Raw genomic sequence first — 14,504 nt, 5'->3', positions numbered from 1 at the left:
ATTGATAGAATATAAATATAAATATAAATATAAATATAAATATAAATATAAATATGGCTGTTTTGTGATAAAGAAGGCAGGTGATGTATTGTATCGATTAATACTACAGCGTTTGGCAAGTATTGTAGGTATTTTATTGGTTGTTACCATCGGTACATTTGTATTGATAAAATTATCTCCTATTGATCCCGTGTCGATGAAGTTTAATCTTCTAGGAGCTACACCAGATCCAGTTGTAGTTGCACAGACACGAGAGCAGTTGGGGCTCAATGACCCTTGGTGGCAGCAATACCTACGTTGGTTAGGTCAAATTGTACAAGGGGACTTTGGTGAGTCCATTCTGTACGCTTTACCAGTGGCGACTATTCTTGGTGGCGCCTTGCCTAATACCTTGGGGCTAGTATCCTTAGCTCTTGTTATGGGGATAGTGGTAACCATACCGCTCGGTATGTTATCTGCAAAGTATCAAGACTCATGGATTGATCATGGGGTTCGTCTCGTTACATTTCTAGCATTAGCAATCCCCGGGTTCTGGGTCGGTTTATTATTACTGTACTTATTTGGTGTTAAATTACAGCTAGTGTCGATAACGAATACCAATGGCTTTTCTGCCTATGTATTGCCCGCGGTAACCCTTGCTTTATGGATATGTGGTCTCTACATTCGTCGATTGCGCAATGCTATTTTAGAAGTGTCGCGACAGCCCTTTGTACAGGGGGCGCGAGCATTGGGCTTGCCAGAATGGATGGTCTACACCCGTTACATATTCCCTCATGTGGGACTTATGTTGTTGCCTATGATGGGGGTAACTATGGGCGCTATGCTAGGTGGCTCTGCCGTTATTGAAACGGTATTCTCTATAAAAGGTATTGGTTACATGATGGTACAAGGCATTATGGCTCGCGATTATGTATTGATGCAAGGTTATATCATATGGATTACCTTGGTGTTTATCGTGATTAATATCATCATTGATGTATTGAGTGTTTGGCTGAATCCGAAGCGAAGAGCCGCCATAAAAGGAGGCTCTTATGAATAGACAAAAGCCCTATACTTTATACGCTATGTTGGTATTAGCAACTCTGTGGATCGTATTTTTCTTATGTGCTCCCTATATAGCACCCTTTGATCCTGAAACGACGAGTATCGCGGACCGCTTACAAGACATTAGTAGTACCCATCTATTAGGTACTGACCAACTCGGTCGTGATGTGTGGTCTCGTATTCTGTACGGTGGTAAAGCCTCTTTAGGGATTGCTTTCACCATCATTGGCATTAGTGGGGCCATCGGTATCGCTATTGGTGGGTTAGCAGGATTCTCTACACCTAGCATTGACCGTTGGTTATCTCGCTTGATTGATTTGGTACTAGGGTTCCCGAACATGGTGATTGCCATTGCTTTCATCGGTATTATGGGACCTAGCATAACGAATGTAATCATTTCCTTGTGCATTACGAAATGGGCGGAATATGCCCGTATCACTAGAGGCCTCGTACAGATTGAACGCCATGCGGAGTACATTACCTTTGCTCGTATGTCAGATGCTTCAAATCTACGAATTCTGTGGCGCTATATTCTGCCGAATGTATTGCCACCGTTGGTGATCGTTATTATTCAACATTTAGGGGACGCCATCATTTTGGTAGCCAGTTTTTCGCTCATCGGCATCGGTGTACAACCGCCGGATCCGGAGTGGGGCGCGATTCTGTTGAGTTCCCGAGATTTTCTACAAACTGCGCCGTGGCTGCTAATTTACCCAGGGCTCGCTATTTTTATTACCGTTGTTTTATTTAACTATATTGGTGATGCGTTGCGCGATGCCCTTGATGTATCTCGTTAACCGTGCTGTGTATAGATTTTTTATGGTGAAAGCCTCGACGAGGCAATGTATTTTAAAGGAGATATTATGAAACGTTGGTTATTAGCATGTTTGTCCATGCTATGCATGGTAGCTCTCTTGGTTGGCTGTGGCAATGATACTGCTAAAGATGGCAAACAAGGGAAGCATATGAATGTTGGTTTGTATTGGTTTGGTGAAACATTAGACCCAACTCACGAATGGGATGCGTGGACATTGACGCGTATCGGTGCTGGTGAAACATTGGCAACAGTAACACCAGATATGAAATTTACTCCACAATTGGCAGACTCCTGGGAAAATGTGGACCCTACAACATGGAAATTCCACATCCGTGAAAATGTTAAATTCCACAATGGTACGCCTATGACTCCACAAAAGGTAAAAGAGTCCATCGAGTACACAATGAAACAAAGTGCTCGTTCTGCAAAAGCTGTTAAAATCGAGTCCATCGCAGTAGATGGTCAAAATTTGATTATTAAAACAACAGAACCTAATGGTTCCTTGTTAGCTAGCTTGACTGAACCTGCTTTCGTTATCATGGACACTGCAGATCTTAAAGATGTAGCATCTAAACCAGTACTTACAGGTCCTTACAAAATCACTGCTTTCAAAAAAGGTGAAACAATTGAACTCGCAGCCTTCGCAGATTACTGGGGCGGCAAACCAGGTCTTGATTCTGTAACTGTAAAAGACATCGAAGACAATAACAAACGCGCTATGGCGTTGCAATCTAAAGACGTAGACGTAATTCAAAAAGTGGACTCTGCTAACCGCAGCTTGTTCAAAGACGGTTTCAATATTCAAGACGTTGCTGGCGTTCGTGTATTTATGTTAAAAGCAAACCACACAGAAGCATCTCCATTACATGATAAAGCTGTGCGTTCCGCTATTGCTCATATCATTAATTATGATTCCATGGCTAAAATCATTGGCAATGGCTCTACACCAGGGGCGGCACCATTCCCGCCATCTGCCAACTTAGGCTATGATGCAATTGCTAATAAACCGATGACAGATGTAGCAAAAGCTGACCAAATCTTGACTCAAGCTGGTTACGCTAAGAATGCAAACGGCATGTATGCAAAAGATGGCAAAGAATTAGCGATTACTATTGCTATTTGGGGTAAAGACACAAGCTTATACGAAGAAATTCAACAAGAATTGAAAAAAGCAGGTATTGCTGTAACTCTTAAGAAATTACAAAGCCCTGATGAAGTAGATACACTTGGTACAGATGGTTTCGATTTGGTAGAACGCAATGTAGTTACTATGTCTACAAACGATCCTTACTGGTTCCTCAGCTTGTTCTACAAAACTGGTGCGAAAGCAAACGTTGGTGGCTACTCTAACCCTCAAGTAGATGCGTTAATCGACCAATTGTCAGTAACATTTGATCAAAACGAACGCTCTAATATTGCAAAACAAGCGCAACAAATCTTAGTTGATGACGTAGCAGATATCTATTTGTTGTATCCAAGTGCAACAGTTGTATCTACTACAAAAGTTAAAAATGTACCGGTACATCCAATCGATTACTACTTATTAACAAAGGATTCTACTATTGAATAAATCTGATTGTATCGTATTTAATAAGGTTACAATTTCATACGGTGCGGAGCAAGCGGTACGCGATGTATCCTTCTCCGTGCCCAATGGTGAGGTCTTTGCCATCGTTGGTGAAAGTGGATCTGGTAAATCTACGTTAGTTCGTGCCGCCTTTGGCATGTTGAAACAAGCTAGCATTAGCGGCCAAATTTTGCTAAACGGAACCGATGTTTCTACATTGAGTGATGGTGATTGGCGACAATTGCGGGGCACGAAGATTTCTATGATCTTTCAAAATCCCAGCGCCTATTTAAACCCAAATCGCACCGTAGAAAATCACTTTAAAGATTTATTCCGTGCTCATGGTGAAAGCTACGAGGTCAGTCGAGTGATAGATATGCTTAATCTCGTTCACTTAATTGACGGAGCGCGTATCTTGCAGGCCTATCCGTTTCAGTTGAGCGGTGGTATGCAACAACGGTTGGCCATTGCGCTAAGCCTTATCTTAAAGCCTAGCATCGTATTTGCCGATGAACCGACTAGTGCCTTAGATATGCTGGTGCAATCCTCTGTATTAGACCTTATGAAAGAGGTAACACAGGCTCTTGGGGCAACGGTGATTATTGTAACCCATAATATCAAGGCGGCTGCTCGCATTGCCAATAGCATCGGTGTTATGAATAAGGGGCAACTCGTTGAAGTGGGATCCACCACAGAGGTCATGGCCCATCCAAAAGATGAGTATACCCGTATTTTGTTAGATTCCGTAATGAAAGTGGTGTAGTATGATTCAACTCGAGAATATATGTAAACAATATACGAACCACAATCATACGGTCCACGCCGTTGATAACGTATCCTTTTCTGTAGCGGAGAATGAACGGGTAGGTATTGCTGGTGGTAGTGGTTCTGGTAAAAGTACGCTGCTTAGGCTGATTGCTATGCTAGAAAAACCTACATCTGGCACCTTGCGACTCTTTGGTGAGGAAATCCATTCCATTCAAAATCATACAGAAATATATCACTCTATGCAGATGATGTTCCAAAATCCCTTGGCGGTGATTCCACCGCGGATGAACTTAGAAGCATTTCTCTTAGAGCCGTATATCAACTATGGTCTCATGGATATATCGGCAGCAAAGGACGATATCCGCCAATGGATTAAACATGTAGATCTACCTGAAACTATTGTTCAGAAATACCCTCATGAAGTAAGTGGTGGTCAGCTGCAACGGTTAGTACTGGCAAGGATTATGTTGATGCATCCAAAACTAGTACTCTTTGATGAACCTACATCAGCCCTTGATGCGGTGAACCAAAAACTGGTGCTAGACCTATTACAAAAACTCCATACGGAACAACCCTTCGGCTACGTATTCGTCAGCCATGACATAGGTCTATTACAAGCTGTAACAGACCGAATCATCGTCATGAAAGATGGACAAATCGTAGAGATAATCGAATCAAAACGACTAAAAGAAGCGGTACATCCATATACACAAGCACTTGTAGAAGCAAGTGAGTAAAAAGCAAAGAGCCCCTGTTTTGAACAGGGGCTCTTTTTTGGAGTATTTATAAAAGCATAAGTTTAACTATTAAGGATACTTTTGATATTTATTCAGTTCCGTGATATTGATAAAATAGCTCTTTTAGAATTAAATTACTGTAATCTAGTACATGTAATGTAATAAGGATTATAACCTTAAAATTTATCAAAAGTATAAAAATAATAAAATAAATTAACCATACTTATATATGCAGGAGTTTTTAATAATATGTAGAAATATAATAGTATGAGATAAAGTATACTTTCATAAAATGATGATATTGCAATTAGTTTAATTGTTGAATTCATAATTAAAGATATGAAGGATGTGAACTATCATGTATACAGAAGATGAAGTTATAGAATTATTAAAAGCTTTGCCACCTGAGTGTGAGTTTATCGATTATAAACAAACTGGCTATAAAAAAGATAAACAAGGATATTTTATAAAAGATGTTATTTCTATGCTTAATGCTTATACTGCATATGGTAGAAACCGTTTTATTATTATTGGTGTAGATGATAATAGGGAATTAGTGGGTATTTCAGAAGAAGAAATTCGAGATGATAATGAGTACCAAAATTGGATAAATAAAATTAGTCCCAAACCAATTGTTAATACGGGACAAATTAAGTATGGTAATAAAGTTTTTGAGATAATATGTATTAATAAAGAAAATGATGGACAGATATATGAACTGGTACAAGGTGTTAATATTCAACCAATTCATGAAGGACAGACTTTTTATAGACAGGGAAGCCAAAATGCAGTATTAACAGAAGAAGTTAGAAGAAAGATTAGATCATCTTATTTTGATGAATCAAAATATAGAGAGAAATTAGTAGAGTTAATTGATTCGTATCAAGGTAATGGGATACCTCCAATTATGGTTGCTTTAATGATTGGAGCTTGGGATTTTATATATGCTGGAGATATAGAATTTATTGTTAACACGACTGGGTGTTCTTTGGAGCAGTTTAAAAGAGATATTCAGAGTTTTCATTGGAATGAAAAAGGTTTTATTAAAATTAAAGGTGATCAAGGAAAATTTAATAATAGAAATAGTTTATTAGAATTTTTAGCATCTAAGTTTTATGATTCGTATTGGAATGGTATTAAGGGTAATGTTAAAACGGTTCTTAATAGTATAGGTGCAAATTTATCTAAACCCAAAGATCAAAGATGGTGTATTACACGGGGAGAAGATGGAAAATATTCAAAAGGTTTTCTTACGGGAATATATGATTTTATTGCATATTTAGCAACACATAAAAATGATTTTAGTTCATGTAATTTACAAAAAATAGATAGTTTAATTTATGAATGGATTGAAACAATTTTTATACAATCTGATTGGAGAGTATGGGGGACCTTAGAAAGTTATATTGATTCAATTATTGAATGGAATCCAGATGTTTTTTTAGCGTTATTTGATAGAAACTTACGAACTAATAATCAAGTATTTATACAATTATTTAATGAAGAATCTACGGGATTTATGTCCATTTCCTATGGTGATAGGTTGTGCCAAGGGTTACAAAAAATAGCATATTTAAAAGATTATTTTAATATTTCTATGAATATTTTATTTCAATTATCTAAAATACGAGATGATGTTAAGCAATATATTATTATGTCATTACTACCATGGAAGCCTTTAACACAGGCTAGTTGTTCTGCACGTATTAATATTATTAATACTTTTTTTTCGGATGATATTGAACTAGCTTGGGATATAGTAGAACAATTACTACCAAACAAGATACAGATAGCTCAAAATATTGATGGGTTAAAATATAGGGGGCCAATCGATACTATTACGGTATTAAAAAAAGAATATCTTGATATCTGTGGGAAATATTTTAAGTTGCTTTTAGACTATGCGACTATTCATGAAGATAAGTTAATTCTTTTATTAAAGAATTTCTGGCTTTTGTTTCCTGAGATGCAAATAAATTTACTTAAAGAAGTTGAGAGTAGAATAAATCAAAAAGAGGGAGTATCTTTTGATTTATATTTAAACTTAGTAAAGGTTTATGAGGAGTATTATTTGTGTCAAAGACAAAATGAAAGTAATCAATATGGAAAAATAATAGAAAAAATTAAGAGTTGTATTGATTTAATAGAATTAAAACATTCAGATTATAATAGCAAGCTTTTATTCTCAAAAGATCGATTATTTTTGTTTAGTAAGATTGAACGCTGGGAAGATAGGGAGAAAGCAGTAGAAAAGGTACAAACCAAAATATTAAGAGAAAAAATTGCAGAGAATCAACTCTTCGAATTTATATCAAGTGTTGAAGATAAAGTTATTATAGGGGTTCTTATTTCTAGAGAATTGAATGATGAAAGTAAATTTACATATTATCTTACTAGATTTAAGAAATACTCTTCAGATTTAGTTAAAGGTTTTTTAAATGGTGTGTGTATAAATTATCCTGAGTTTATTTCTCATCATATCTTTGAAAACTCTTTTGATGTAGATTTTTTTAAGGCCATAATAATTAATGATAGTGTTTTTGATGTTTTGATAAAGGCTGGATGGTTAAATTATAAGGAGCAAGTTAAGGAAATTGATATATATCAATTGAATTTAAAAGAAGAGAATAATAAAAATCGATATATAAAGTTGTTAATGGATTTTAATTTATATAGTCTTGCATTGCTAGCAATTTATCATTATCACTATAATATGGATGTTAATATCGATTATCTTATAGAAAGTTTGGAGGCAATTGAAAAGGATAATGACGAAAGAATTAACGGGAGTATAATTAAAACTTTAATTATATATTGTGAAAATCATGAGATGAATAGTGCAAATTTGGAAAAATTAGCCTATATTGAATGCCAGTTTATAAATTTATTTTTATATGATGATGATTGTAATCTAAAGGCGTTAAATAATCTTTTATATTACAATATATGTCTATTTATAGAAATTGTAGGTATTGTATATAGAACTGATGATAATGTTGATGATGATTTATCATTAAGTGGAAAAGAAAATTCTATTCTTGTGCGACGATGTAATGCAATATTAAATAAGTGGCTTAAACTTGAAAGTGTTATTGATTCAGAGATATCTTTTAATAATTGGTTTGAATCAGTATGTTATCATGCAAAAAATGTTAATCGCTTAGATATAGTATTAAATCTTCTGGGTGGAAAGTTATTTCATGTTAAATCTGATGAAATTTGTGAATTTTTATCTAAAGTAGTGATAGATATTTTAGAAAAACCAGAGTTTGATACTTTAAGAAGGGGATATGCTGTTGAAGCTTATAATTCCAGAGGTGTTCATTGGGCATCTTCAGAAGGAGATAAAGCATTATACAATAATTATTATGGAAAATCTTTAAGTTTATCTGAACAGGGATATACATATACTGCTGCTATATATAAAAGATTAGCAGAGAAATTTGGTGTGGATAATCAGTGGTGGAATATAGATCTAAGTTAGTAAAGTCTTTAATTTAGTATGTAAACGTTCTTTTTAAAACTAATTTCATAATCCTCCTTTACGATAAAAGAAATCATATATTTTCTTTCAGAAAGAGGGGTTAATTATGACTGCAGTAAAGCATGAATGGCGCAAGCACGAAAAGGAACTGTATTGTCCGAAGCAGCAGGCGGTGCAGGTTACAGTACCGAGCATGAAGTTTCTCGTTTTGGACGGCGTGGGAAATCCAAATCATGCGGCCTTCGCCGATGATATCGAGGCGTTATATTCGTTGTCTTACGGGATAAAGATGTTGCCGAAAAAAGGCGTGACACCAGACGGGTATTTTGATTACACCGTGTATCCGTTGGAGGCGCTCTGGAAGCAGATTGAGTATACGGAGCAGTTTGATAAGAATAATCTGCAATACCGGGTGATGATCAGACAACCGGATTTTGTGACGTCTGACGTGTTAGAGGAGGCCATTGTTAATGTGTCCAAGAAAAAATTGTTGCCTCGATTTAAGGACGTGCGGCTCGAATCGATAGAGGATGGGGATTGTGTGCAGATATTGCATGTCGGGCCTTATGATGATGAACCGGAATCGTTTATGAAAGTAGATGAATTCTGCTCTTCTCATAGTTTGCAACGTGCTAACAACGAGTGGCATCGGGAAATCTATTTGTCCGATGCACGAAAGGTGGAGCTCGCAAAATTGAAAACGGTGCTGCGCGTACAAGTGAAAAAGGGATAGTATAAGGCTGTCATAATAAACCTAATCGGATTTATGAAGGAGGCACCTTATGGATCTGAATAGTTTTTTCTTATTATTCCCAAGCATTTTTATGTTGCACGAATTTGAAGAGATTCTTTTATTTCCAAGATTTATGCGAAGGAATCCAAAACTGCAACAGCAATTCTTAGCGGCCGCTTTTACACCGTCTAGATTTAATGCCATCGTTTGTCAGGAATTCCTGCTTTTGTTGATTGTGCTGGGCTTAAGTATTTATTTTGAAAGCTTCGACATTTACATCACTGTCATCATAGCGTATATATATCATGTGATTGGACATATATTCCAAAGTATTTTCCTGCAACAGTATATACCGGGCGTTCTAAGCGGTATCATCACAGCCGGTTATTGTACTTGCCGAATCTATGATGCGGTATCAGCAAACTATTGGCTCTTGGCGTATTCGTTTATAACATTGCTGCTTATCCTTGTAAATATTGCGGTGAGTTTTAAAATATTACAGGTGTTACAAAAACCATCTGATTAGACTGTGAACGGAAAGCTTTCACAGATATATAGACATATTGTTAAATAAAGCGGCTTTTCCATGAGGGACCGCTTTATTTAAGTTAGAGTAAGGTTATATTGTTGGTAAAATAAATTAGCAATACTAATAGAGAAATTTATATAAAAGTGTAGAATAATAAATAATATAGGTTGAATTATTTTTGTTTATAGTATTAGGAGGATATATTATGAAGAGTTTAGAAGAGTTCTTAAAAGTGTTGAAGCTAGCATTAGATATGCTGTATTATAAGGATCAGTATTTAGTAAATCATAAATCTGAGCAACATGTTAAGGATGATGAACATGTTAGTGAATTATCGATTTCATATAAGCTTGGACATTATTTAGCATTACTTATTACTGAATATGATGTAGACTGTGAATATAATCGAAATAAAGATGATAAGAAATATATGGGTGAAAGTCGGATTAGACCTGATATTATTATTCATAAGCGTGGAAGTAATGAGAATAATTTTGTTGTTATAGAAATAAAGCCTTGGTGGAATAGTGACGATACCTTATATGATAAAAAGAAGTTAGAATTCTTGACTAGTATAGATAGTGACTTTAAATATAAATATGGTTTAAGTTTACTTATCAATAAAAATAGAGTAGAAGTTGAAGCAAAGATTTTTAAAAATAGTAGCGCTTTAGGTGATTATAAAATGATATAAATCAGTTAACATATAGAAAACGGCTCCCTAAAAGGAGCCGTTTATTGTCTCTATTGATTTCTCTACATAATTTCCGCTTTCAAATCGATAACGTGTTTACATGCTGTGCATCCAGGGCAGTCGCAGAATTTAGCGCCTTTTGCCTTAATGTCTTTAGCGTGTTGCAATAGGTTAGCAGCACCTTCTGCACCAAGAATTTGTGTACCAAGTTCAGATCCTGCAAAGCCGATTGTTTCGTCGATGAGTGCAATGTTTTGCTCCGCAACGGATACGAGTTGTTTTGTAAGTGCTTCTTGTTCAGGTTTGCCTTCTGCATTGATCCAAGATTGAGCGAATTCTTTTAATGTTGGATTGCTTGTAGGTGCATCTAATAAAGCTTGTACGAGTTCTTTTACTTGTGTATGTGTCATGATGGTCTCCTTTTATAAACTACTAATTATATAGAACAGTGCGTTAACTAGTATTATATGAGCACATGTTCCTTTTGTTGAGTTCATTATAGCACCTACGATTATTTTGAATAGTAGGATAATTTATGATAGATACTATCAAATGTGATAGATTTTAGATAATACATAATTCAATTTTTAAAAAATCTGAGCTTGTGAAAGTAAATTCTATTGGAGTGCATCGGATAGAGTGTATGGGACAGTAAATATCATCTAGATAGTCTTCTTTTAATGATATAATTTACTTAATAGATGTAGTTTATTTATAGGGGAATGTATCATGAAAAAGATTATATGTGCACTGACTACATTAGCTTTTATAGGTTCTATCAATGTCGTCTCAGCAGATGACTTGATGCGGTTTCGCCTTAATGGTAATTCTATTTATAATCAGCCTTATGGTGATCGAAATGAGTTTCCTTGTCCCGATGGGCTTGGAAGTTGTACTATGACTGATGAGGATTATAGAAGCATTCATAAGGGTCAATCGCTAGAGGTGTTTGATACTATATATGAGACTAAGCAACATCTGAACTTTAAACCGCAGTTACCAAGTGGAATAGAGGGATTACGTCTTATACATGTATCTATTGTGGATCACGATGTATTACAAGTCGTGTATGCTTATCATGAGTTTTTAAATGGGAGATATTTTGATCGTGTGGATGATATGCCGAAATATATTAAGTATCGTGTGTCGACTCTATCAGGTAACATCGCAGGTGATTATAAGGAATACTTACCTCAGAAAACCGATGTTATAAATGGGATGACGATAACCTATCGAATGGTGGATGACGCCGTTTACTTAGCATTTTGGGAACATGCGGGGCAGAACCATGTGTTCTTATTTGATGAGCCAATTTCTGTTAAACGGGCTAGAGAAATAATTAATAGTGTAGGTATAAATTGAGTTATTTATTGTACTATCTTTTTAAGTATGATTAGCTTATAATATATATAAAGAGAGCCCATTAACGTGATTAGGGCGTTAGGCTCATCTAAAACTGAACAAAATTATGATAGCGCCTAACGTGTTAGAGGACTGCACTCCTCTATACGTTAGGCGTTTATCGTTGTACTACTTAACTAGTGCAATGATAGTGACTACTGATAACAGAACTATGATAATTACATAGGTAACCTCATGATTTGTCATAGTATCACCTCCTCGCGGAGATGAACCTAACTCACGTCAACGGACTCTCTTCGTAATAAGTATAGCAAAATATATGCTACACAAATAGCGATATACAGTTCTCTATAGTGTGGTTGATATTAAAAATAATGGAGCTTATATGAACGCAGAAAATTATAAGATTTCAAAGCTACCATATATAGAAAATGGTAGTAATGAAATTATGGAAAAGTACCAAATACGCACGCAATATGAAACGGAACCGCCTCATGGGGATGCTATATATTCTATTTCTATAAAAAATAAGATATTGCCATTTTGGATTTATGGTAGAGATGTTACTTTCATAGGTAGTAGCATGGTTATGGTGGAATCTGTACAGTGTAAAACTTGGGATCCCATAGAAACTATCATTATTGATTTAGAGAATGAAGTGTATGCTAATTTAAAGGAATGGTATACAGATATTTCATTTGTTAGTGAACGCATTGAGCTAACGAACCAAGTGGTAAAGAAGAAGAAACTCATTATGAATGATTTTGATAGTTTAGAGTGGACTAACTACTAACGATGAGTTTTATGAAATCATATTCATTTTATTTTAATTGACATAAGTCTATAGAATACAGTACAATACCCTTATATCTTAAATCAAGCGATGAACGGGTATAAAGGTTTACAAATCCTGCTTTCAGAGAGTTGCCGGCTGGTGCGAGGCAATAGAGGTTGTACGCTGACACTCTCCCGTGAGCTTCGGTGGCGAACGTCAGTAGTCATCGACGGTGGTTCCGTTATACCCGAAACGAGTCCCAATTAGGGTGGTACCGTGTTATGAATATAACGCCCCTTTGAGCAACGACGGTTGTTCTGAGGGGCTTTTTTATTTGTGAAAGTCTAGTAAATCACTGATTATACATAGTGTCGACATTGGTGATGTTACAAACTTTCACTATGGATAGATATAATAAAGTGTTATGTTTTATGAGGATAGAAAAGGTGGCTATTATGGAACAGAATCGCGTATATTTCTTCGATACAACCCTTCGTGATGGGGAACAAACACCAGGTGTGTCTTTACAAACTCCTGAAAAAATTGAAATTGCGAAAGGCCTAGTACGCCTCGGCATCGACGTAATCGAGGCTGGCTTCCCGGCTGCATCCCCTGGAGATTTTGACGCGGTACAAATGATTGCTCGCGAGGTTAAAGGCACAACGATTTGTGGCTTGGCCCGTGCCAACGAAAAGGACGTGCAAAAGGTGGCTGATGCGTTGAAAGATGCAGAGCGCAGCCGTTTGCATGTGTTTATCGCTACATCCGAAATCCACATGAAATATAAATTGAAAATGACTCGTCAAGAGGTATTGGATCGCGTTGAATCTATCTTGGAATTTGCAAAAGGCAAATTTGATGAAATCGAGTTCTCTGGTGAAGATGCGGCTCGTACAGACTTAGATTTCTTGTGTGAAGTATTCGGCGTGGCTATCGCTGGTGGCGCTACAATTATTAATGTACCAGATACTGTGGGGTACATGAACCCTAACGAATTTGGTGACAAAATCCGTTATATTAAAGAACATACACCAGGTATTGAAAATGCCATCATCTCTGTTCACTGTCATGACGACTTAGGCCTTGCCAATGCGAATACATTAGCTGCTATTAAAGCAGGTGCACGTCAAGTAGAGGGTACAATTAATGGTCTAGGTGAACGTGCAGGTAATGTAGCAATTGAAGAGGTTGTTATGGCTCTTAAAACACGCCATGATTATTTCGATGACCTTCAAGTGAATATTGATACAAAACAATTTACGAAAGTATCTAAACTTGTGAGCCGTTTAACAGGTGTTGTAGTTCCTCCCAATAAACCAATCGTAGGTTCTAACGCCTTTGCTCATGAGTCTGGTATTCACCAACATGGTATGATGAGCAACCCTGAAACGTATGAAATCATGACGCCTGAGTCCGTAGGTGCTGAAAAAACAGATCTCGTATTGGGTAAACACTCTGGCCGTCATGCCTTTGCCGATCATTTGGCAAAACTTGGATTTCAATCTTTCACAGAAGAGAAAATCAATGATCTCTTTGGTAAATTCAAAGAATTGGCGGACCGCAAAAAACAAGTATACGATGATGATATCGTAGCCCTTGTAGTAGATAATCTTCACCACAAAAAAGCATTCGAACTCGTGGCTCAATACTACAAATCGGGCGAAAAAGGCTATGCCTATGCTGACGTTCGTCTCATGACTCCAGAAGGTGAAAAAGCAGATGCAGCCGTTGGTGATGGTCCAGTAGACGCATCCCTTAAAGCGGTTGAACGTGTGGTTGGCTTGCCAATCAGTTTGAAAGATTACCAAATCCGCGCTATAACAGCTGGTAAAGATGCCCTTGGGGAAGCAACTCTCAAGGTAGAATATAACGGTCGTTTGTACCATGGTCGTGGTATCAGCACCGATATTGTTAAATCAAGTGTAAATGCATATATTAATGCAGTAAACTCAGTATTCCTAGCTATGGAGCTAGAACAACAGGAGGAAGAATAA

Annotated in this window: 13 protein-coding genes and 1 other annotated feature; of the genes, 12 read left to right on the top strand and 1 reads right to left on the bottom strand. The window is 36.6% G+C overall.

What is annotated here, in order from left to right; genetic code table 11:
* Nucleotides 1-88 precede the first annotated feature (88 nt).
* From NE668_RS05715 to NE668_RS05675, 9 genes are all read left to right on the top strand, one after another.
* Entirely contained in the window at nucleotides 89-1,039 is a 951-nt protein-coding gene (locus tag NE668_RS05715; protein ID WP_195394572.1) for an ABC transporter permease, read from the top strand.
* The gene (locus NE668_RS05710; protein ID WP_227037496.1) at nucleotides 1,032-1,841 is read left to right on the top strand and encodes an ABC transporter permease; all 810 of its coding nucleotides are present in this window, start codon (nucleotides 1,032-1,034) and stop codon (nucleotides 1,839-1,841) included. The genes NE668_RS05715 and NE668_RS05710 overlap by 8 nt, the downstream gene beginning before the upstream one ends.
* A 66-nt stretch (nucleotides 1,842-1,907) precedes the next feature.
* The gene (locus NE668_RS05705; protein WP_227037497.1) at nucleotides 1,908-3,431 is read left to right on the top strand and encodes an ABC transporter substrate-binding protein; all 1,524 of its coding nucleotides are present in this window, start codon (nucleotides 1,908-1,910) and stop codon (nucleotides 3,429-3,431) included.
* Nucleotides 3,424-4,191 carry an ABC transporter ATP-binding protein gene (locus NE668_RS05700; RefSeq protein WP_227037499.1) on the top strand — a complete coding sequence of 256 codons (768 nt, stop codon included), beginning with the start codon at nucleotides 3,424-3,426 and terminating at the stop codon, nucleotides 4,189-4,191. The genes NE668_RS05705 and NE668_RS05700 overlap by 8 nt, the downstream gene beginning before the upstream one ends.
* A 1-nt stretch (nucleotide 4,192) precedes the next feature.
* A complete protein-coding gene (locus tag NE668_RS05695; RefSeq protein WP_227037501.1) occupies nucleotides 4,193-4,933 on the top strand; it encodes an ABC transporter ATP-binding protein in 741 nt (246 codons plus the stop codon).
* Nucleotides 4,934-5,291: 358 nt separating this feature from the next.
* Entirely contained in the window at nucleotides 5,292-8,417 is a 3,126-nt protein-coding gene (locus NE668_RS05690) for an ATP-binding protein (protein WP_227037503.1), read from the top strand.
* A gap of 106 nt (nucleotides 8,418-8,523) precedes the next feature.
* Nucleotides 8,524-9,150 (top strand): GyrI-like domain-containing protein, encoded by a 627-nt coding sequence (locus NE668_RS05685; protein ID WP_227037504.1) that lies wholly within the window; start codon nucleotides 8,524-8,526, stop codon nucleotides 9,148-9,150.
* Nucleotides 9,151-9,199: 49 nt separating this feature from the next.
* Nucleotides 9,200-9,676 (top strand): HXXEE domain-containing protein, encoded by a 477-nt coding sequence (locus tag NE668_RS05680; RefSeq protein ID WP_227037506.1) that lies wholly within the window; start codon nucleotides 9,200-9,202, stop codon nucleotides 9,674-9,676.
* 208 nt (nucleotides 9,677-9,884) lie between these two features.
* Nucleotides 9,885-10,373 carry a hypothetical protein gene (locus NE668_RS05675; protein ID WP_227037507.1) on the top strand — a complete coding sequence of 163 codons (489 nt, stop codon included), beginning with the start codon at nucleotides 9,885-9,887 and terminating at the stop codon, nucleotides 10,371-10,373.
* Nucleotides 10,374-10,435: 62 nt separating this feature from the next.
* Here NE668_RS05675 and NE668_RS05670 read toward each other — a convergent pair whose 3' ends face one another.
* Entirely contained in the window at nucleotides 10,436-10,783 is a 348-nt protein-coding gene (locus tag NE668_RS05670) for a hypothetical protein (RefSeq protein ID WP_227037509.1), read from the bottom strand.
* A gap of 319 nt (nucleotides 10,784-11,102) precedes the next feature.
* On the opposite strand from NE668_RS05670, the gene NE668_RS05665 reads away from it, so the two are divergent.
* The 3 genes from NE668_RS05665 to NE668_RS05655 all read left to right on the top strand — a co-directional run bounded on the left by NE668_RS05665 (nucleotide 11,103) and on the right by NE668_RS05655 (nucleotide 14,504).
* Nucleotides 11,103-11,735, top strand: coding sequence for a hypothetical protein (locus NE668_RS05665; protein WP_227037510.1), 633 nt, complete (start codon nucleotides 11,103-11,105; stop codon nucleotides 11,733-11,735).
* Between the two features lie 385 nt (nucleotides 11,736-12,120).
* Complete coding sequence (locus tag NE668_RS05660; RefSeq protein WP_227037511.1) at nucleotides 12,121-12,528, top strand: hypothetical protein; 408 nt, start codon at nucleotides 12,121-12,123, stop codon at nucleotides 12,526-12,528.
* An 81-nt stretch (nucleotides 12,529-12,609) separates the two neighbouring features.
* Nucleotides 12,610-12,811 (top strand) — a binding site (T-box leader).
* A gap of 154 nt (nucleotides 12,812-12,965) precedes the next feature.
* Nucleotides 12,966-14,504 (top strand): 2-isopropylmalate synthase, encoded by a 1,539-nt coding sequence (locus NE668_RS05655; RefSeq protein ID WP_227037513.1) that lies wholly within the window; start codon nucleotides 12,966-12,968, stop codon nucleotides 14,502-14,504.

Source organism: Veillonella parvula (genome assembly GCF_024461875.1).
GTDB classification, from domain to species: domain Bacteria; phylum Bacillota; class Negativicutes; order Veillonellales; family Veillonellaceae; genus Veillonella; species Veillonella parvula_I.
The sequence above is the reverse complement of the archived record's forward strand: the minus strand, read 5'-3'. Positions and strand labels throughout refer to the sequence as shown.